General features: G+C 69.4%; 18 protein-coding genes. 9 read left to right on the forward strand and 9 right to left on the reverse strand.

The window, feature by feature from the left end; genetic code table 11:
* Positions 1–45 precede the first annotated feature (45 nt).
* From PMI01_RS07615 to PMI01_RS07645, 7 genes are all read right to left on the reverse strand, one after another.
* Entirely contained in the window at positions 46–1,374 is a 1,329-nt protein-coding gene (locus PMI01_RS07615) for a surface lipoprotein assembly modifier (RefSeq protein WP_007666365.1), read from the reverse strand.
* On the reverse strand, positions 1,374–2,354 hold the full coding sequence (locus PMI01_RS07620) for a transferrin-binding protein-like solute binding protein (protein WP_007666366.1): 981 nt from the start codon (positions 2,352–2,354) through the stop codon (positions 1,374–1,376). The genes PMI01_RS07615 and PMI01_RS07620 overlap by 1 nt, the downstream gene beginning before the upstream one ends.
* A gap of 117 nt (positions 2,355–2,471) precedes the next feature.
* Positions 2,472–2,807, reverse strand: a complete 336-nt coding sequence (locus PMI01_RS07625; RefSeq protein ID WP_007666367.1) for a hypothetical protein — start codon at positions 2,805–2,807, stop codon at positions 2,472–2,474.
* 241 nt (positions 2,808–3,048) lie between these two features.
* Complete coding sequence (locus PMI01_RS07630) at positions 3,049–3,495, reverse strand: hypothetical protein (protein ID WP_157223709.1); 447 nt, start codon at positions 3,493–3,495, stop codon at positions 3,049–3,051.
* 214 nt (positions 3,496–3,709) lie between these two features.
* Positions 3,710–7,003, reverse strand: a complete 3,294-nt coding sequence (gene carB, locus PMI01_RS07635; protein WP_007666370.1) for a carbamoyl-phosphate synthase large subunit — start codon at positions 7,001–7,003, stop codon at positions 3,710–3,712.
* 157 nt (positions 7,004–7,160) lie between these two features.
* Entirely contained in the window at positions 7,161–8,357 is a 1,197-nt protein-coding gene (locus tag PMI01_RS07640; protein ID WP_007666372.1) for a patatin-like phospholipase family protein, read from the reverse strand.
* A gap of 175 nt (positions 8,358–8,532) precedes the next feature.
* Positions 8,533–8,739 carry a cold-shock protein gene (locus PMI01_RS07645; RefSeq protein WP_007666377.1) on the reverse strand — a complete coding sequence of 69 codons (207 nt, stop codon included), beginning with the start codon at positions 8,737–8,739 and terminating at the stop codon, positions 8,533–8,535.
* Between the two features lie 310 nt (positions 8,740–9,049).
* On the opposite strand from PMI01_RS07645, the gene PMI01_RS07650 reads away from it, so the two are divergent.
* On the forward strand, positions 9,050–9,289 hold the full coding sequence (locus tag PMI01_RS07650; protein WP_007666380.1) for a hypothetical protein: 240 nt from the start codon (positions 9,050–9,052) through the stop codon (positions 9,287–9,289).
* A gap of 89 nt (positions 9,290–9,378) precedes the next feature.
* Positions 9,379–9,543 (forward strand): hypothetical protein, encoded by a 165-nt coding sequence (locus PMI01_RS27455; protein ID WP_007666383.1) that lies wholly within the window; start codon positions 9,379–9,381, stop codon positions 9,541–9,543.
* Between the two features lie 131 nt (positions 9,544–9,674).
* Here PMI01_RS27455 and pgsA read toward each other — a convergent pair whose 3' ends face one another.
* Together pgsA and PMI01_RS26025 are read right to left on the reverse strand one after the other, a co-directional pair.
* A complete protein-coding gene (gene pgsA / locus PMI01_RS07655; protein WP_007666386.1) occupies positions 9,675–10,292 on the reverse strand; it encodes a CDP-diacylglycerol--glycerol-3-phosphate 3-phosphatidyltransferase in 618 nt (205 codons plus the stop codon).
* Positions 10,293–10,326: 34 nt separating this feature from the next.
* Positions 10,327–11,061 (reverse strand): hypothetical protein, encoded by a 735-nt coding sequence (locus PMI01_RS26025; RefSeq protein ID WP_007666389.1) that lies wholly within the window; start codon positions 11,059–11,061, stop codon positions 10,327–10,329.
* Between the two features lie 254 nt (positions 11,062–11,315).
* On the opposite strand from PMI01_RS26025, the gene PMI01_RS07670 reads away from it, so the two are divergent.
* The 7 genes from PMI01_RS07670 (at position 11,316) to PMI01_RS07695 (ending at position 18,839) form a co-directional block, all read left to right on the forward strand.
* A complete protein-coding gene (locus PMI01_RS07670; protein WP_007666392.1) occupies positions 11,316–12,611 on the forward strand; it encodes an MFS transporter in 1,296 nt (431 codons plus the stop codon).
* Positions 12,612–12,689: 78 nt separating this feature from the next.
* Positions 12,690–13,856 carry a saccharopine dehydrogenase family protein gene (locus PMI01_RS07675; protein WP_007666395.1) on the forward strand — a complete coding sequence of 389 codons (1,167 nt, stop codon included), beginning with the start codon at positions 12,690–12,692 and terminating at the stop codon, positions 13,854–13,856.
* Positions 13,857–14,096: 240 nt separating this feature from the next.
* Complete coding sequence (locus PMI01_RS07680) at positions 14,097–15,092, forward strand: hypothetical protein (protein WP_157223710.1); 996 nt, start codon at positions 14,097–14,099, stop codon at positions 15,090–15,092.
* A gap of 293 nt (positions 15,093–15,385) precedes the next feature.
* Positions 15,386–16,666: a sulfotransferase family protein gene (locus tag PMI01_RS26030; RefSeq protein WP_157223711.1), complete on the forward strand. Its 1,281-nt coding sequence runs from the start codon at positions 15,386–15,388 to the stop codon at positions 16,664–16,666.
* Positions 16,667–16,742: 76 nt separating this feature from the next.
* Positions 16,743–17,525 carry an SDR family NAD(P)-dependent oxidoreductase gene (locus PMI01_RS07690; RefSeq protein WP_007666402.1) on the forward strand — a complete coding sequence of 261 codons (783 nt, stop codon included), beginning with the start codon at positions 16,743–16,745 and terminating at the stop codon, positions 17,523–17,525.
* Positions 17,526–17,655: 130 nt separating this feature from the next.
* Positions 17,656–17,793 carry a hypothetical protein gene (locus tag PMI01_RS27460; protein WP_007666404.1) on the forward strand — a complete coding sequence of 46 codons (138 nt, stop codon included), beginning with the start codon at positions 17,656–17,658 and terminating at the stop codon, positions 17,791–17,793.
* Between the two features lie 80 nt (positions 17,794–17,873).
* Complete coding sequence (locus PMI01_RS07695) at positions 17,874–18,839, forward strand: NAD(P)H-dependent flavin oxidoreductase (RefSeq protein WP_007666406.1); 966 nt, start codon at positions 17,874–17,876, stop codon at positions 18,837–18,839.
* The last annotated feature ends 62 nt before the right edge of the window (positions 18,840–18,901 follow it).

An 18,901-nucleotide genomic window follows, 5' to 3' on the forward strand; every position in this document is an offset into this window, starting at 1 on the left:
GTATCGTTTTTCGGAAAACCGGTGTCCACTTTTCCGCACGGTGCTCTAGAAGTCACGCGTGAAGCCGAATTCCAGGCGCTGACGGGTGTAGCGGCCCAGGGCCACGTTGGAGGTCGCGCGCGCGACGACGGCCTGGGCGAACGGGAAGGCCCCCATCACGCGCCAGTCGCGCCGGGAGACCCGGAAGGACACGCCGATCTCGCGATCGGCGCGGCGCACGCCGAACACCGAGGAGCGTCCCACGAACGCTCGCTGCTGACCATAGGGTTCGACATAGCCGAGCGTGGACAGGGGCAGGGCGAACAGGCGGCCCACCGCCAGGCGGGCGTCGCGATAGCTCAGTTCGGCGCTGGCCAGATCGTGGGCGTCGAGGTTGACGCTGGCGCGCCACAAGGCGCTGGGGCCGAGGAACCGGGTGCGGTTGACCTGGAGGCCGTAGGTCCAGCCGTCGAAGGCCTTGGCGCGTGCGTTGTCGATGCGGTCCAGGTGAGTCGACCCGTCCCATCGGGTGTGGGCGTCGCTGTAGACCTCGCCGCCCAGCTGCAGCCCGCGCCAGGTCTCCAGGTCAGCGCCGCCGAAGTCGATGTCGCGATAGGTGGCTAGCAGGGCCAGCCGGGCATGGTCCGCCAGCCTGATTTCCGGGCCCGCGAACAGGCTGATCTGGCTCTGATCGAAAGCCCGCCCGGAGGCGTCCAGCACGACGGCGGAGGCGCCCAGGCTGACGGAATAGGGTCCCGAAACGTGGATTCGGCGTTCCAGCGAGCCGCTGAGCGTGGCCGTCACACCGGCCCGGCGCCGGGCGTCTTCCGACAGGGTGAAGGGCAGGCCGTACAGGTCGATGGTCGTGGCGCGGGTCGCGCCGTTGAGGTTGCTGTCTGGAGCGATCGAACCGGACAGGGTGATCCTCAGGTCGCGCCGGGCCTCGATCGCGTCGAGCCGGGCCTGGACGACGCCGCGCCGCACGGGGTCCAGCGCCCCCGCCAGAGCCAGGCGATAGGCCAGGGTCGCGGAACGGTCGCGATGGGCGGCGAAGTGGAGTTCGCCGATCTGGAAGCGGGCGAGCGCGTCTGTGGTGTCCTGGACCAGATGGCCCTCCAGCAGGGCGATCGCTTCGGAGGTCCGGCCCAGCTTGGCCAGGAGCTCGGCGCGCAGGCGCACGCCCGCCGGCAGGGCGGCGATGTCCGGCCGCGCGTCCAGCAGCGCCAGGGCCGCGCCATAGTCGCCGCCGCGCAGCGCGGGCGTCAGGGCCTCGGCGAAGGCTTGGTCGCTGATGGCCGCGGGCTCCTGGGCGCGCACCGTCTCGCCCGGGGCCAGGGCGCCCAGGGTCATCAGGGCGAGCGCCAGGACCAGCGCCCGCGAAAGGGCCGGGGTCACTAGTTTTTCTTGAGGCCGCCGACGCCCATCATCGAGCCGCCGCCCGTGCTTGAGACGAGGTTGTAGCTCAGGCCCGCCTCGACGGGCGCACCGGCGGGCTCGCCATAGAAGGCGCCGCTCACGTTGCCGGTCATGCCGGTGTTGCTGGCCGCGCCGGTGAAGCGCGAGCCGGCGACGTTGCCGTTGAACGTGAAGGCCAGGCTGGCCGGCGCCGTCACGGTCGCGCCCGCGGCGTTGGTCATCTTGAAGTTCGAGGTCGATCCGTTCACGGCGCCCGTGCCGAAGTTGGCGGTCATGGTCACGTCGCTGGCGGTCGAAAACACCGCGTTCGAGCCGTCGACATAGACACCGCGCGTGCCGCCGTCGTAGCGGGCCGAGCCGGTGGCCGGCATGGCGGGCGCGCCGGCCGAGCGGCCGACCGCGAAGAAGGTGTAGGCGCCGTTGACGGGGTTGGGCGCGACCTCGCCCAACTGGACGTAGTCCAGGCCGCCCTGCAGGACGTTGGTGATGTCGAACAGCGTCAGAGCGCCCGTGCCGCCGGGTTTGAAGCCGCTGATGTCGTTGATGTAACTCTTTCCGACGCGCACCGGACCCAGGCCGTCGTTCTTGCTCTCGAAGTCGCCGAAATAACGATAGTTGACGCTGACGCCGCCCAGGTAGCCGATGACCCAAAGCTCCTGGGTGATCTGCGGCAGCGTGTCCTTCCGAAGAATCTGGAACGTGTCGAACGTGGCGGCGCTGACCGTCGAGTCGAAGCGCAGGCCGATCTGGGGGCCGTCCATCTGGAGCGTGCCCGTCTTGATGCAGGAGATCGCGCCCGGCGTCGTCGTGCAGTTGGAGGCATAGGGCGGGGGTGGCGTTACCGGTGGCGTCACCGGAGGCGTCACGACGCCGCCGCCTGGTCCGCCGCCGCCGCCGCTGGCGCAGCCCGAGACGGCCAGCATCGCGGCCAGGACGAAAAACGAACGCTTACGCAACATGAATGCATTCCCCTAAGAACGGGGCCATAGCAAAGCACCAGTGTTGATGCAACCTTCAGGCGTGGACGACGCTCAGGCGCCGCCGGTCCGCTCATCCGCATGGGAGAGGCGAGCCTCTCACAGCCGCCCGCGCCGGCCGCCCTTGAGCTTGTCGAGCGCGCGGGGCGCGCGGATGGCCGTGCCGAGGTCACCGACCGCCTGGGTGGCATGCAGGGCGGCCGCGGCGGCGTCGAGCATCGAGGGCGGCGAAACCTTGGCCCGGGCGGCCGGCACGATCAGGGCGATCTTGCGGGCCACGGCGGCCAGTTCGCCGCAGGCCTTGGCCCGGTCGCGGGCCGCGCGGATCTGGGCGAGGTCGTGGCTGTTCTCCAGGATCGCCCAGGCCGCGTCGAGGGCGGCCATAAGCTTTTGCTGGAAGGTGAAGCACCAGGTGGGGATGTCGGCTTGGGTCATGCCCCAAGGATGCGGCCGTTTCAGAGGGGGGGGGGATCGGAAACGTGCGTTTTTCTGTAGCGCGTTGATTTTGTTTGGGCTGGGTTCGGAAATCGCGGGGATAGAGGTCGGGGACGCGCCCTCGCGGCGTGTCCCCAAGGAGGGCGCGGCGGTTCTGGTCCTGGGCCCTTGGCGCGGCTGATGGGACACGCCACGAGGGCATGTCCCCGGTCGCGCCCCTGTGGATAACTTCAACTCGAGATCAATCCACGTTGTGGTTCGGCGGCCCCGCCTCGCTGGCGATCAGGATCACGCCGTCGGCGACGTAGTGGCAGTAGCCGGCGACAAACGGCCTGCCGCCGCAGAGGGCGACCTGGCCGACGATCTCGGTCGGCGTGGGATCTTGCGGCAGGGCGTCCAGCAGGGCCGGATCGCCGTAGAGGCCGATGCGGGCGACGGGGGCGGCGGCCTGTCCGGCCATGGACAGTTCGTATTCGACCTGGCTGTCATAGAGGACCGTCCCGGCCGAGACGCCCATGACCCGGACGCATTTCCCGTTGAAGGCGTCCGGAGCCACGATCAGGGCGCCCAGGGCGACCGGTTGGGATTTTCCGGCGGTGCAGACGCCGGGCTTGAGCTGGATCGAGCCGATCCCCTCCTCCTGCGCTGCGACGGGCGCGGCGATCGACAGGGCGAGGCAGGCCAGCATGAGGCGGATCGGGGTCATCCGCCCAGGCTAGGCTTGAACGAAGGTCTTTGTCACCAGCGGTGGGCGCGGCGGTCCAGAGGACGTCGGGCGAGGGGCCTCTCAAACGAAAACCGCCGCGACCGGCCTTTCGGCGGATCGCGGCGGTTCTGGTCTCCAACCCCTCATCCGTCAGCTTCGCTGACACCTTCTCCCGCAAGGGAAGAAGGGAAGAGCCCTACTGGTAGCTCTGCAGCGGCCGCACTTCCAGGGTCTCGGCGGGGGCCGAGGAGATGGCCTGGGCGGCGGCCAGGGCGCCGGCCGAAGTGGTGTAGTAGGGCACCTTCATCATCAGCGCCGTGCGGCGGATCTCGAAGCTGTCCTCCAGGGCCTGCTTGCCCTCGGTGGTGTTGAACACCAGCTGCACGCCGCCGTTCTTCATCACGTCGACGATGTGCGGACGGCCTTCCAGCACCTTCTTGACCAGCTCGACCGTGACGCCCTGCTCGGCCAGATAGGCCCGGGTGCCGACCGTCGACAGCACCTTGAAGCCCGCCGCCTGCAACAGGCGCACCGGCTCGACGATCCACGGGCGGTCGCTTTCCTTGACCGAGACGAAGGCCGTGCCAGCAGTGGGCAGGGTGACGCCGCCGCCCAGCTGGCTCTTGGCGAAGGCCCGGGCGAAGGCCGGGGCCAGGCTGTCCTCGCCCTCGCGGATCCAGTCCAGGCCCATGACCTCGCCGGTCGAGCGCATTTCCGGGCCCAGCACCGTGTCGACGCCGGCGAAGCGGGCGAACGGGAACACCGCTTCCTTGACCGCGATGTGGTCGTAGGGCTTGTCGACCAGGCCGAAGCTGGCCAGCGTCTCGCCGGCCATCACCTTGGCGGCGATGGCGGCCACCGGCTGGCCGATGGTCTTGGCCACGAACGGCACGGTGCGCGAGGCGCGCGGATTGACTTCCAGCACATAGATGCGCGGGGCGTCCGAGTGCGGCTCCTCGATGGCGAACTGCACGTTCATCAGGCCACGGACGTCGAGGGCCAGGGCCATCTTGACGGTCTGGCGCTTCAGCTCCTCCACCGTCTCGGCGCTGAGCGAGAAGGGCGGCATCGAGCACGCCGAGTCGCCCGAGTGGACGCCGGCTTCCTCGATGTGCTCCAGCACGCCGGCCACGAACACGTCCTTGCCGTCGCACAGGGCGTCGACGTCCACCTCGGTGGCGCGGCTCAGATAGTGATCCAGCAGGATCGGGTGCTCGATCGAGATGTCGCCGGCGTTGGCGATGTAGCGTTCCAGGTGCTCGTGGTCGCGGATGATCTCCATGCCCCGGCCGCCCAGCACGTAGGACGGGCGCATCACGAACGGGAAGCCGATCTGTTCGCCGGCCGCGCGGGCCTCGTCCCAGGTGCGGGCGATGGCGTTCTCGGGCTGGGCGATCTCCAGGCCGTTCAGCAATTGCTGGAAGCGCTCGCGGTCCTCGGCCAGATCGATGGCGTCGGGGCTGGTGCCCAGGATCGGGACGCCCGCGTCCTGCAGCGCCTGGGCCAGCTTCAGCGGGGTCTGGCCGCCGAACTGGACGATGACGCCGGCCAGTTCGCCCTTGCTCTGTTCAACAGCCAGCAGCTCCAGCACGTCCTCGGCGGTCAGCGGCTCGAAGTACAGGCGGTCGGAGGTGTCGTAGTCGGTCGAGACGGTCTCGGGGTTGCAGTTGACCATGATCGACTCGACGCCGATGTCGGCCAGCGCGAAGGCCGCGTGGCAGCAGCAATAGTCGAACTCAATGCCCTGGCCGATGCGGTTGGGACCGCCGCCGAGGATCACCGCCTTCTTGCGATTGGTCGGCTCGCTCTCGCACTCGGGAACCTGGCCCAGCGCGCCGGTCTCGTAGGTCGAGTACATGTAGGGGGTCTCGGCCCGGAACTCGCCGGCGCAGCTGTCGATGCGCTTGTAGACCGGGCGGACGTTCAGGGCCTGGCGCTGGGCGCGCACGGTCTTCTCGTCGGAGCCGACCAGCTTGGCCAGGCGGGCGTCGGAGAAGCCCTGGGCCTTCAGGGCGCGGAACGCGGCGGCGTCGGTCGGCAGGCCGCCGGCCCGGACCCAGCCCTCCTGGCGCACCAGCTCGGCGATCTGGCGCAGGAACCAGGGCTCGTAGGAACAGGCGGCGTTGACCTCGTCCACGGTCAGGCCGTGGCGGAAGGCCTGGGCGATGACCCGCAGGCGGTCGGGGGTGGGGGTGCCCAGGGCGCGGACCACGGCGGCCCGGCCGGTGTCCGGGTCGTCGGCGCCGTGGATCTCGATCTCGTCGAAGCCGTTGAGGCCGGTCTCCAGGCCGCGCAGGGCCTTCTGGACGCTTTCCTTGAAGGTGCGGCCGATGGCCATGACCTCGCCGACCGACTTCATGGCGGTGGTCAGCAGGGCCTCGCTGCCCGGATACTTCTCGAAGGCGAAGCGCGGAATCTTGGTGACCACATAGTCGATGCTGGGCTCGAACGAGGCCGGGGTCGCGCCGCCGGTGATGTCGTTCATCAGCTCGTCGAGGGTGTAGCCGACGGCCAGGCGGGCGGCGACCTTGGCGATCGGGAAGCCGGTGGCCTTGGACGCGAGCGCGGAGGAGCGCGACACCCGGGGGTTCATCTCGATGACCACCATCCGGCCGTCGGCGGGGTTGACCGCGAACTGGACGTTGGAGCCGCCGGTCTCGACGCCGATCTCGCGCAGCACGGCGATCGAGGCCGCGCGCATCCACTGGTACTCTTTGTCCGTCAGGGTCAGGGCCGGGGCGACGGTGATCGAGTCGCCGGTGTGGACGCCCATCGGGTCGATGTTCTCGATCGAGCAGACGATGATGCAGTTGTCCGCCTTGTCGCGGACGACCTCCATCTCGTACTCCTTCCAGCCCAGCACGCTCTCCTCGATCAGCACCTCGGTGGTGGGCGAGAGGTCCAGGCCGCGGGCGACGATCTCCTCGAATTCCTCGAGATTGTAGGCGATGCCGCCGCCGGTGCCGGCCAGGGTGAAGCTGGGGCGGATGATGGCCGGCAGGCCGACGAACGCCAGGCCTTCGCGGGCCTCGTCCATGTTGTGGGCGGCCTTGGACTTGGGGCTTTCCAGGCCCAGCTTGTCCATGGCGTCGCGGAACTTCTGGCGGTCCTCGGCCTTGTCGATCACCTCGGCCTTGGCGCCGATCATCTCGACGCCGTACTTGGCCAGGGCCCCGCTGGCTTCCAGGGCCAGGGCGGTGTTGAGGGCCGTCTGGCCGCCCATGGTCGGCAGCAGGGCGTCGGGGCGTTCCTTGGCGATGATCTTCTCGACCATCTCCGGGGTGATCGGCTCGATATAGGTCGCGTCGGCCACGTCCGGGTCGGTCATGATCGTGGCCGGGTTCGAATTGACCAGGATGATCCGGTAGCCCTCGGCGCGCAGCGCCTTGCAGGCCTGGACGCCGGAATAGTCGAACTCGCACGCCTGGCCGATGACGATCGGACCCGCGCCGATGATCAGGATCGAGGAAATGTCTGTGCGTTTGGGCATGGTAAACTCGCGCGTAGACACGGTCGCGCACATCCGCGCGCCCGCTGCCGACCATCTTGCAGGTTAAGCCGCCCGTTTAGAGACGGAGTCGGATCGGCGCAACCCCGGAGTCGGACCTCGTCCGGGGACAGGCGCATGCGCCCGTCCCCGTTCGCGTTCAGTGATCGCCGGTCGCCGGCGGGGCGGGCACGACGGGGGGCGCGCCGGCGGTCTCCTCCGGGCTGTCGGACAGCGCCCAGGCCCAGCCGGCGATGGCGCGCTCGTAACCCAGCTTGAACAGGGCGTTGCGGTTGTTGGACGCGAAGTCCAGGCCCGAGGCGTCGACGTCGGCGGTGTCGGGGATGGCGCTGTAGAACAGCTGGCCGCCGTTGCGGCGGGCAAAGGCGCTGCTGGCGGCCAGGTGGGTGCGCATCAGGGCCTTGCTCATGGTGTCCCACGAGCGGCCGACGATCGACACCGCCCCGCCCTTGGTGAAGCCGAAGGCGCCGCCGACCTTGCCGTTGACGATCACGAACATCCGGCCAGGCCGGGCCGAGCCCTTGTCGGCCGTCCACAGCAGCAGGGATTCCGGGGCGACGAAGAACGGAATGGTCACCCCGCCGTCGACATGCATCTCCGACAGGTGGCGTCCCTCGCCCCCGATCTCGATCAGGGTGGGCGGGAACACGCCGGGGATGCTGGCCGAGGCCACCATGACGTTCTTGAACAGCTCGCGCGACTCTTCGCCGCCGCGGCTGGCGATCGCGCCCATGTCCCAGATCACCGTCTCCTCGGTGTCGAGGTTGGTGGTGGCGATCAGCAGGCGGCGGCCGCGTTTGTGCTCGGCGACGATGGCCTGCAGCATGTCGTCGGTGACATAGGTGTCGACCAGGCTGTGCAGGGCGGCGTTGCTGTAGAAGCTGGGGTGGAACAGCACGCCCAGCCCGCGCGATTTCAGGACCCGGCCGGCGGCCGGGCCCGTGGAGGCCTCGGTCAGGCGCTCGTCCCAGGTGGAGCCCAGGAAGGCGAAGGGGGCGGCGAGGGCCCCGGTGCTGACCCCGGTGACGATGTCGAACTCGGGACGTTCGCCGCGCTTGCTCCAGCCGACCAGCACGCCGGCCCCGTAGGCCCCGTTCGAGCCGCCGCCCGACAGGGCCAGGACGTCGAAGCTCTTCTGGGCCTGGGCGCGCTTGCGGGCCGGGCCGCCGAAGCGGATGGCCGCCTCGCTGTCGCTGGCGTTGAAGCGCAGGTCCGCCAGGCCGTTGGGCGGGGCCAGGGCCAGGTCGCTGGCCTGGAAGGTGTCGCGCGACAGCGAACCGCAGGCGGCGAGGCTGAAGGTCAGGCAGAGCAGGGCGAGAAGGCGGATGGGACGCATGGGCTGGGAACCGCTGCCTGAACGTTCTTGGGTGTTACGCCGCGCGGCGCCGGCCGTCCATGGCGGGGCGCCCGGAACACCGTCTTGCAGGCGGTTTCGTACAAAGATGAGGCGCAAAGAAAATGGGCCGGCGCGTGAGCGCCGGCCCATTCCAAATCTCGAAGGCTGAAGGCGATTAAGCCTGCAGTTGGCCCGCCGACATCTTGCCCGAGCGGTTGTCGCGCTCGAGTTCGTAGGTGATCTTCTGACCTTCGTCCAAGCCGCGCAGGCCGGCGCGTTCAACGGCCGAGATGTGCACGAAAACGTCGGCGCCGCCGTCGTCAGGTTGGATGAAGCCGAAGCCCTTGGTGCCGTTGAACCATTTCACGGTGCCGGTAGCCATAGTTCGTAGTCCTTGTAGTCAATATTCGTCGGCGGAGTCGTTCCGCGCGACGATCAAATTTCGTTGGGGATCGGTGGGCGCGTCCGGCGCTCTCACAAGGAGAGCATGGAATAGCAGGCCGAACGGCAGCGAATTCGATGAGCCACCATGAGCCTCGGAAAGGGCCACGGCAAGTGAATTCGTGAATCGCCGTGATTCTCAAATGAATCTCGCTGAATCCAAAATAGTTTTGGACCCCAAGCGTCGCTTTGAACGTTAATGAACTCTCTCGCGCTACTGCGGGAGTTTTGTGATTTCCAAGGAGCAGCCCATGACCCTGATCGAGCGGATTCCTCTGCTGAACGACCAGGAGCTGGTCTCGCTCCTCGCAAACGCCCGCCGCCTGGACATCGTCGGCACCCCGGACCAGCGTCGCGGCGCCGCCGAGGTCCTGCCGGTGCTTGAACTGGAAGCCTCCAAGCGCCGTCAGGTCACCCTGGAAGCGGCGACCAGGAAGCGCTCGGCCACCAGCGCCGCCAAGCGCAAGGCCGCCACCGTCGAAGCGGCCTGACGCCGCCCTGACCCCCGATCGAAAGACGCCTTGCCTCCGCCGTTATTGAGAGTCATTCTCATTAATAGCGGAGCGCTTCGGAGGCGATCATGGTGTTTCTGACGACCGGGGTCACATGGCTGGCCCTGATGATGCAGGCCGAGCGCACCCGGGCCGGCGCGCCCGCGCCCGACACCGAATGGCTGCTGCACGGTCCGACCGATCCCGACGCGATCGAGGACGATGGCGCGCCGATGCTGCTGGCGGCGGAGTAGGGGGTCTTCAAGACTTGCCCCCACCTGACCGCTTCGCGGTCTGTCAGCGGCGAGGGGGCGGAGCCTCGCACACCTGAACTCTTCCCCCTCTGGGGGGAGACGGCCGAAGGCCCGTAGGGGGCAAGTGCCGGCTAGGCCAGCGCCTTACGCGCCGCTTCCCAGTACTGCGCCCCGGTGATCAGCGTCACCACCGCCGCCACCCACAGCAGGCCGTGGGTGACCAGGCTGGCCGGGCCGAACACCGCCGGGTCGTTGGGCAGGCCGAAGGCGCTCCACGACACCAGGACGATCTCGCCGGCGATGGCCACCAGCTGCAGGGTGGTCTTCCACTTGGCCAGCAGGGTGACCGGCAGCTTGATGCCCTTGCCCGCCCCGACCTCGCGCAGGGCGCTGACGGCGAACTCGCGGAACAGGATCAGGCCGGCCGGCAGGATGACCAGCGGGTTGGGCCCCAGGGCCATCAGGCCCAGCAGGCCGCCGCAGACCAGGATCTTGTCGCCGATCGGGTCGAGGATCGCCCCCCAGACGCTGACCGCGTCCAGCTTGCGGGCCAGCCAGCCGTCGAAGAAGTCGGTGATCGCCGCCACCACGAACGCCCAGAACGCCCAGCGTTGCAGCGAGAACTGCTGGTCGGCGGTCAGCCGCTCGCTCAGCCACGGCACGCCGCCGGCCGCCGCGGCCAGGGCCACGAACATGAACAGGGCGATGACCAGGCGCGCGCCGGTCAGGATGTTGGGCAGGTTCTTCATGGCGCCGGTTCTAACGCATGAACCGCCTGAAGGGCTATGGGGCCGCCGCGCCGGCCCTGGCCAGGACGGCCGGCGGCGCGGTTACCCGGGCCCGGGTCGGGTCTTTCGACACGGGGCTCAGCCAGTATTCGCCAACGAAGGTCCACAGGCGGGCGCCGCCGTCCGGCCCTTGGGGCAGCCTGTAATTGAAGACCTTGCGGCCATTGTCCCAGCGCTCGACATGGGCGTAGCCGCGCTTCCAGCCGACGAAGTGGTAGACCATCCGCAGGTCGGCGGGGATCTGGACCGGCTTTTCCTCGATCTCGGGCAGGTTGACGTATTTCGGCTCCCCCAGGAGGGCCGTGCCGTTGTCCATTTCGAACGGATCGGTCAGGGGCAGGACGGTCGCCCGCTCGGCTCCCAGCATCAGGCACAGCGGCCTTGCGTTGCGGGTGGGCGGGTAGAAACACCAGACATCACCGCCAAGGCGGGACGCGGACCCGAAGGCTCCCACCCGGAAACCGACCGTGCCGGCCGGGGCCTGCACGCCCTTGTAGGGCGAACTGATGCCCACAAGATCGGCCTTGAGCGCGCCGGCGCGCCGGAATTCGTAAGGAATGGTGACGAACGTCTCGCCGGGGGCGACGGTCTCGGCGACGATGGGCGCCGCGCCGGTCGCCAGGCGGCGGCGCTCGTCCGGCCGTTCCGAAGGCGTCTGGGCCGCCGCACCGGCGCAGAGGGCCAGCGTCAAGATCAAGGTCGGAATCGTCGCGCGCGCCATCTTCGACATGTCTTTCCCCCGTAGGCGCGAACGCTAGCAGCGTGGCGCAACCTATGGAAGAGCCTAAGGCGTCGTCGCGCCATGGACGCGACGAAGGCGCCTTTGAGGCTGTTCCGGTACGTCCTTCCCGCTTGGTCTGGTTTGCTGGATCGAAATGGTCGTCGCCGCCACCTATTGGCTTGAGGCGAGGGTTGTTTTCCCCTTCGGAGTTGACGCCAGGTCTTCATGACGCCAAGCCATGGCCGGGTTTTTCGAGGGGCGTCATGAGCGAAGTAGCCAAGCCGGCCGGCGGCAATTCCAACCGCCGCGTGCTGACCGCCAGCCTGGTCGGCACGGCGGTGGAGTTCTACGACTTCTACATCTACGCCACCGCCGCCTCGCTGGTGTTCGGGTCGCTGTTCTTCCCGTCGAAGTCGGCCAGCCTGCAGCAGATGGCCGCCTTCGCCAGCCTGGGCGTGGCCTTCCTGGCCCGGCCGATCGGCGCGGCGGTGTTCGGCCATTTCGGCGACCGGATCGGCCGCAAATCGACCCTGGTGGCCTCGCTGCTGCTGATGGGCGGCTCGACCCTGGCCATCGCCTTCCTGCCGACCTACGCCATGGCGGGGTGGCTGGCCCCGGCCCTGCTGTGCCTGCTGCGGTTCGGCCAGGGCTTCGGCCTGGGCGGCGAGTGGGGCGGGGCGGCCTTGCTGGCGGTCGAGAACGCGCCCCCCGGCTGGCGGGCGCGGTTCGGCATGTTCCCGCAACTGGGCGCGCCGGTCGGCTTCATCGCCGCCAACGGCCTGTTCCTGATCCTGGGCATGGTGCTGACGCCGGAGCAGTTCATGAGCTGGGGCTGGCGCCTGCCGTTCCTGGGCAGCGCCGCCCTGGTGGGCGTGGGGCTGTGGGTGCGGCTGAAGCTGACCGAGACCCCGGCCTTCGCCGCCGCCATCGCCCACGAGCCGCCGCCGGCCGTGCCGCTGGGCGAGCTGCTGCGCGACCACTGGCGCGCCACCGTCTGCGGCACCCTGGCGGCCATCTGCTGCTTCGCCGTCTACTACCTGATGACCGCCTTCGCGCTGGGCTATGGCGTGACCACGCTGGGCTACAGCCGCACGGCCATGCTCAGCGTGCAGCTGGGCGCCATCCTGTTCATGGCCCTGGGCATCGTGGCCGCCGGCTACTGGTCGGACGCCACCAGCCCGCGCCGGGTGCTGATGGCGGGCTGCGGCATGACCGTGGCGGTGGGCGCCCTGCTGCCGGCGATGATGGGGGCCGGCTCGCTGCCGCTGATCGGGCTGTTCCTGGCGATCGGCCTGCTGGTCATGGGCTTCGTCTACGGACCGCTGGGCGCCTTCCTGCCCGACCTGTTCCCGGCCCGGGTGCGCTACACCGGGGCCTCGGCGGCCTTCAACCTCGGCGGCATCCTGGGCGGCGGCCTGGCCCCGATGATCGCCCAGGCTCTGGCCGAGCGCGGCGGGCTGGCGCCGGTCGGCCTGTACCTGGCCGTGGCGGCGCTCCTGAGCTTCGGCGGGCTGTGGGCGTTGAAGCCTGCGCTCACACCCGCTCATTCCGGCGCCTGAACGGCAAACACTTGTTTGCCGTTGCCACGCATTCGCGCCACTCTCCCGCCCAACGATAAAACCTCGGGAGGCGACCTCATGAACCCGTCGGCGGAATTCGACGTCATCGTCCACGGCGCCAGCGGCTTCACCGGCCGGCTGGTGGCCGAGCATTTCGCGACCCATCACCCCGACGTCAGATGGGCGATGTCCGGCCGCAACGCCGACAAGCTGGCCGCCGTGCGTGACGAGATCGGCGCCCCGGCCGACACGCCGCTGATCGTCGCCGACGCAGACGACCCGGCCTCGCTGCGGGCCCTGGTCCAGCGGACCAAGGCGGTCCTGACGACCGTCGGCCCCTACCAGCTCTACGGCTCGGACCTGGTCGCCGCCTGCGCCGAGGCCGGGACCGACTATCTCGACCTGTGCGGCGAGCCGGCCTGGATGCGCCAGATGATTGACGCCCACGAGGCCGCGGCCAAGGCCAGCGGCGCGCGCATCGTCTTCTCCTGCGGCTTCGACTCCATCCCGTTCGAGCTGGGCGTCTGGTTCCTGCAACAGGAGGCGACCCGGCAATTTGGCGGTCCCGTCGCTCGGGTGAAGGGCCGGGTGCGGCGGATGCAGGGCGCGTTCTCGGGCGGCACGGCGGCCAGCCTCAAGGCGACCATGGCGGCGGCCCGCGACCCGTCGGTGATCGAGCTGCTGAAGAACCCCTTCTCCCTGACCCCTGGCTTCGCCGGCCCCAAGCAGCCGCACGGCGCGGCCGTGGCCTATGACGAGGACCTGGAGGCCTGGACCGCGCCGTTCGTGATGGCGGCGATCAACACCCGCAACGTCCACCGCTCCAACTGGCTGATGGGCCAGCCCTATGGCGAGGGCTTCGTCTATGACGAGATGATGCTGACCGGTCCCGGCGAGCAGGGCGAGGCGGTGGCCAAGGCCATCACCGCCGCCAACGCCAGCATGGGCGCCGAGGGCGGGCCCAAGCCCGGCGAGGGGCCCAGCAAGGCCGAGCGCGAGGCCGGTTTCTACGACGTGCTGTTCGTCGGCCTCACGCCGGACGGACAGCAGGTGCGGGCCTCGGTGGCCGGCGACAAGGACCCCGGCTACGGCTCGACCTCGAAGATGATCGCCGAGACGGCCCTGTGCCTGGTCCAGCAGTCGCCGGAAGTGGCCGGCGGGATCTGGACGCCGGGCGCAGCGATGCAGGGACGGCTGGTCGAGCGCCTGCGGGAACGGGCGGGGCTGAAGTTCGCGGTGGAGTGAGGGCGGCCCTCGACGTCGCGCGTGGAGGGGAGCGCCTTCGGGACGGTTCGGAGCAGGTCGGCCTCCCAGGCCGCAAATGCGCTCGAACGCCTAGGTGATCCCCTGTAGCCTGTCCCGGCCCCGGGTCCTGGCCCCGGCGCGGAAATTCGATCTGGTATGGACCCGCCCTTGACACCTTCCGACCTTCTTGTTCAACGCGACGCCGGCTCGCCCAACCTCTGGGACCGGCTTTTGGCCGGCATGACGAAGCAACGACTCCAGCCGGCCGAGCCTTCCCGGGGCGAAACGCTCGACGCCGACGAGGTCGTCTTCCTGATCTGCGTCGAGGCCAACCCGCTCGAGGTCCAGGCCCATCTGCTGTGCGCCAGCCTTCGCCGCTTCGGCGGGCGCTACAAGGACGCGCCGATCGTGGCGGTCTCGCCCCGCCCCGCCCTGGCCCTGTCGCCGACGTCCCAGGCGGCGCTGGAGGCGCTGGGCGTCACCTATGTTTCCATGCCCCTGAACGAGACCGGCAGCCCCTACGGCACCATCAACCGCATCGTGACCGGCGCCTGGGCCGAGGCCAACCTGCCGCAGCCCTATCTGGTGGTGCTCGACACCGACATGATCTTCACGGCCGAGCCCTGCTTCCTGCGGGCGGACGTCGGCGTGCGGCCGGTCGACATGAAGGGATCGGCCACGGGGGGCGAGGGTGACCCGCTGGACGACTACTGGACGCGGCTGTGCGGCTTCGCCGGGATCGCGCCGTCGACCCTGCCGCCGCTCGAGACCGCCATCGACCGGATCGCCATCCGCGCCTCCTACAACGGCGGCTTCATGGTCGTGCGGCGCGACCTGGGCGTTCTGCGGCGCACGCGCGACATCTTCTTCGCCTCGCTGGAAGAGAATATGCGGCCGCTGGCCGGCAGCGGCGTCAACGTCTTTGCCTCCACCGGTCTGGTTGGGGTCGAGGCCAGCGAGTGGTGGGGCTCCAGCCAGGCTGCGTTGAGCATCGCGATCTGGTCGCTGACGTTGGACGTCCGCCTCTATGACAATCGCTACAATATCCCCGCGCACTTGCTGCGCGATCGGTCCTGGCCGCTGCCGGCCGGCTACGAACCCGTGCTCCTGCACCATCACTATCCGCTGGAGCGCGAGTATCACGACCCCCTGCTCGGCACGATGCGCAAGCTCGCCTGTTCACAGGCCGTGCTGGAATGGACCCAGGCGCAACTGGCTGGATTGACCCTGCGTTGAGCGATCAGCGATATTGTGACTTTCGAGAGCAAAGCTCCGCCGTTGTGGCCTCCAGGGGAATCACTCACTTTAACAAATAGAAGACACTCATCTGGCCGAGCCGAGCGCCTGTGTTGGAGGTTGATCCAAGAAAAACTGTGCGGCGGCGGGGGAGCGGCGTTATGGGAATTGGCGTGGAAGAATGCTCCGCGGGTTTGCGCCACGCGATCGTCGTGCTGGGCATGCATCGCAGCGGGACCTCCAGCCTGACTGGCGTCTTGGGTCTGCTTGGGGCGGCCATGCCTCGGACCCTCATGCCCATCACCGACGATAATTCTCGCGGCTATTGGGAGTCCGTGCCGGTCGCCGCCCTGAACGACGAGATCCTCGGCGAACTGAGCTCCACTTGGTCGGACTGGCGGGCCCTTCCGTTGGACCGTTTGTCGGGTCCATCCGTCGAGGACTATCGCGGTCGCGCCGCCGCGTTGCTGGACTCGGAGTTCGGCGACGCCCCGCTGATCGCGCTCAAGGATCCGCGCATCACCCGGCTCTTCCCGTTCTGGCGCGAAACGCTGTCGGTGGCGGGATACCGTGTCGGCGTGCTCATACCGCTGCGCCATCCGCTCGAGGTCGCCGCCTCGCTCCGGGCGCGCGACGCCATGCCGATGGCTCAGGGCTTGATGATATGGCTGGGCGGCGTGTTGGAGGCTGAACTGCGATCGCGCGGCTGCGATCGGCACTTCCTGGCCTGGACCGACCTGCTGAACGACTGGCGCCCCTTGCTGGCTTCGGCCGTGTCTTCGCTGGAGATCGACTGGCCGGTTCCCCTCGACGTGGCGGAGCCGCGGATCGACGCCTTTCTCGACAGGGGTCTACGGCATCAGACGCTCGACGACGCCCTGGCGGCCGAACTCTCGGCCAACGCCTGGATCCGTGACACGCACGCCGCGATGATGCGGCTGGTCGCGGATGCGACGTCGAGCGAGGCGATGGTCGAGCTTGATCGCGTCCGGCTGGAATTCGCCGAAGCCGCGCTGCTGTTCGGCCCGAGCCTGGGTCACGTCGAGCAGCAGGGCCGGCAATTGGCCCTTCGCGCGGAGGCGCTCGAGGCGGCGGTCGCTGATCGGGAACGCGCGTTGGAACGGAGCCTTGCTCAGGCGCGCCGCCAGGCCGAAAGCCCGGCGGCGGACTGGCCCCAAGGCGCCACCGAGCTTGAGCGCCGCCTGGTCGAGGTCCGCGACGAGGCCGAGCGGCAGTCGGTGGAGGCGGCCAGGCGTACGCTTCAAGTTGAGCAACGACTGGCCCAGGCCCAGGATGATCTGAACCGGCTGGCCGTGCAGGCGGCCGCGAGCGCGCGGGAGGCGGCGGCGCGGGCCGTCGCCCTCGACGACAGCGAGAGAAGCCAAGCCACGGCCTTGACGCAAGCCGCGACGGCCCGGGCCCGGCTCTACGAAGTCGAGGGGCGTTTCACCGCCTACCGCCAGACCAGCGAGGCCAGGACCGCCGCCCTGGAAGCGGCTCTTGCCGATCTTCGCGACAAGCTGGAAACGCCATGGCGCACCGCCGTGCGGCTTACGCTCGGGGCCAAGATCTGAACGGCGCGGGGTTCGCGGCCCTTGACGCCGCGCCCCGCAACCGCTCCCCTCGAACAAACGTTCGGGAGCTGACGCCATGGCCTACCAACCCTTCGACCTGACCGGCAAGGTCGCGCTGATCACCGGCGGCAATCGCGGCATCGGCCTGGGCATGGCCAGCGCCCTGGCCCAGGCGGGGGCCGACATCGTCATCTGGGGCAGCAACGCCGAACGCAACCTGGCCGCCGAGGGCGAACTGCTCAAGCACGGCGTGCGGGTGAAGGCCCAGGTGGTCGACGTCTCGCAGGAAGCCCAGGTCCGCGAGGGCATGGAGGAGGCGGTGGCGGCCATGGGTCGGGTCGACAGCGTGTTCGCCAACGCCGGGGTTGGCTACGGCGCGCCGTCGTTCGTCGACATGCCGACCGAGACCTACCGCAAGATCCTGGCGGTCAATCTGGACGGGGTGTTCTTCACCTTCCGCGAGGCCTGCCGCCATATGGTCGAGCGGGCCAAGGCCGGCGACCCGGGCGGCTCGCTGGTCGGGATCGCCTCGCTGGCCGCCATCGAGGGCGCGGCCCGCAACCAGGCCTACGCCGCCACCAAGGGGGCGGTGATCTCGATGATGAAGTCGGTGGCCGTCGAGCACGCCCGCTACGGCGTGCGGGCCAACGCCATCCTGCCCGGCTGGATCGCCACCGACATGACCCAGGGCGCGCAGGACAACCCGGCCTTCGCCGAGAAGGTCATCCCCCGGGTGCCGGCCCGCCGCTGGGGCGAACCGGCCGACTTCGGCGGCATCGCCGTCTACCTGGCCTCGGGCGCGTCCAGCTACCACTCGGGCGACACCTTCGTGATCGACGGGGCCTATTCGATCTTCTGACGAAAACTGGACGCGCCGGTCCATGAAATCCCGTTATAAATAAGGGACTTGCGGAACCTTCGGGCCGGTGAGAACCTTCCTTTGTCGACAGTCCCGGCGCCAGACCGGGACGTCGCCAGAGGAAACGACGATGACCCCGCAAGATGTCATGGGCTTGGCGCCGCCGCGCGGCATGCTGGCCCTGATCGCCATGATCCTGACGTCGATGGCCGCCTGCTTCTGGACGTCGGAAGCCGAGGTCCAGCCCGAGATCCTCCGCAAGGACTGAGCGGACATTTACGCTGACCTCGCGGCACGCTTGCCGCCGGCCCACAAGCGCCCATCCTCCTGAAAAAGGGAGGCCGCCACATGACCCTCAAGACGCCGCTTTGCGCGCTGCTCGGCATCGAGCATCCGATCCTGCTGGCCGGCATGGGCGGGGTGTCCTACGCGCCGCTGGCCGCGGCGGTCTCCAACGCCGGCGGCTATGGCGTGCTGGGCATGGCCGGGACCACGCCCGCCTTCATCCGCGCGCAGATGGAGGCGGTCCGCGCCCTGACCGACAAGCCGTTCGGCGTCGACCTGCTGGCCGCCACGCCCGACGCCCTGACGGCGGCCGTCGAGGTGATCATTGAAGGAGGGGCCTCGTCCTTCATCGCCGGCCTGGGCGTGCCGCTGCCGATCATCGAGAGGCTGAAGGCGGCGGGGCTGAAGGTCATGGTGGTCTGTGGCGCGGTCAAGCACGCGGTCAAGGCCCAGCAGGCCGGCTGCGACGCGGTGATCTGCCAGGGCGGCGAGGGCGGCGGCCACACCGGCCTGGTCGGCACCCTGCCGCTGGTGGCCCAGGCGGTGGACGCCGTCGACATCCCGGTGGTGGCGGCCGGCGGCCTGTACGACGGTCGCGGCCTGGCGGCGGCCCTGGCCCTGGGAGCCCAGGGCGTGTGGATGGGCACCCGGTTCATCGCCTCTACCGAGGCGCATGCCGGCGACCTCTATCGCCAGGCGGTGCTGGAGGCGGCCGACGAGGACACCGTCCGCACCCGCTCCTATTCCGGCAAGCCAATGCGGGTGCGCAAGAACGCCTGGGTCGACGACTGGGAGGGCCGCCCGACCGACATCCAGCCCTTCCCGCGCCAGGCGATGGTCAGCATCCAGGCCGGGGCCCTGGGCGGCATCGCCGGCCAGATCGAGGGGCTGGACGCCGACAAGTCCTGCTTCGCCATGGGCCAGAGCGCGGGCGGCATCCGCGAGGTGCTGCCGGCCGGCGAGATCGTGGCCCGGGTGATGGCCGAGGCCGAGGCGACGATCGCCCGGGTGGCGGGGTTGCGGGGGTAGAACCGTCCACTTGCCCCCACCTGGCGGCTGCGCCGCCTGTCCGCCCCCATGGGGGGCGGAGC

Source organism: Caulobacter sp. AP07 (genome assembly GCF_000281955.1).
Classification (GTDB): Bacteria; Pseudomonadota; Alphaproteobacteria; order Caulobacterales; family Caulobacteraceae; genus Caulobacter.

Excerpts from the sequence above, each read along its gene's own strand:
- pgsA (WP_007666386.1), bottom strand. The coding sequence starts at position 10,292 with ATGAAGAACCTGCCCAACATCCTGACCGGCGCGCGCCTGGTCATCGCC.
- PMI01_RS07690 (WP_007666402.1), top strand. The coding sequence starts at position 16,743 with ATGGCCTACCAACCCTTCGACCTGACCGGCAAGGTCGCGCTGATCACC.
- PMI01_RS26030 (WP_157223711.1), top strand. The coding sequence starts at position 15,386 with ATGCCCATCACCGACGATAATTCTCGCGGCTATTGGGAGTCCGTGCCG.
- PMI01_RS07695 (WP_007666406.1), top strand. The coding sequence starts at position 17,874 with ATGACCCTCAAGACGCCGCTTTGCGCGCTGCTCGGCATCGAGCATCCG.
- PMI01_RS07675 (WP_007666395.1), top strand. The coding sequence starts at position 12,690 with ATGAACCCGTCGGCGGAATTCGACGTCATCGTCCACGGCGCCAGCGGC.
- PMI01_RS07640 (WP_007666372.1), bottom strand. The coding sequence starts at position 8,357 with ATGCGTCCCATCCGCCTTCTCGCCCTGCTCTGCCTGACCTTCAGCCTC.
- PMI01_RS07620 (WP_007666366.1), bottom strand. The coding sequence starts at position 2,354 with ATGTTGCGTAAGCGTTCGTTTTTCGTCCTGGCCGCGATGCTGGCCGTC.
- PMI01_RS07625 (WP_007666367.1), bottom strand. The coding sequence starts at position 2,807 with ATGACCCAAGCCGACATCCCCACCTGGTGCTTCACCTTCCAGCAAAAG.
- PMI01_RS07680 (WP_157223710.1), top strand. The coding sequence starts at position 14,097 with ATGACGAAGCAACGACTCCAGCCGGCCGAGCCTTCCCGGGGCGAAACG.
- carB (WP_007666370.1), bottom strand. The coding sequence starts at position 7,003 with ATGCCCAAACGCACAGACATTTCCTCGATCCTGATCATCGGCGCGGGT.
- PMI01_RS07630 (WP_157223709.1), bottom strand. The coding sequence starts at position 3,495 with ATGCTGGCCTGCCTCGCCCTGTCGATCGCCGCGCCCGTCGCAGCGCAG.
- PMI01_RS27455 (WP_007666383.1), top strand. The coding sequence starts at position 9,379 with ATGGTGTTTCTGACGACCGGGGTCACATGGCTGGCCCTGATGATGCAG.
- PMI01_RS07645 (WP_007666377.1), bottom strand. The coding sequence starts at position 8,739 with ATGGCTACCGGCACCGTGAAATGGTTCAACGGCACCAAGGGCTTCGGC.
- PMI01_RS26025 (WP_007666389.1), bottom strand. The coding sequence starts at position 11,061 with ATGTCGAAGATGGCGCGCGCGACGATTCCGACCTTGATCTTGACGCTG.
- PMI01_RS27460 (WP_007666404.1), top strand. The coding sequence starts at position 17,656 with ATGACCCCGCAAGATGTCATGGGCTTGGCGCCGCCGCGCGGCATGCTG.
- PMI01_RS07670 (WP_007666392.1), top strand. The coding sequence starts at position 11,316 with ATGAGCGAAGTAGCCAAGCCGGCCGGCGGCAATTCCAACCGCCGCGTG.
- PMI01_RS07650 (WP_007666380.1), top strand. The coding sequence starts at position 9,050 with ATGACCCTGATCGAGCGGATTCCTCTGCTGAACGACCAGGAGCTGGTC.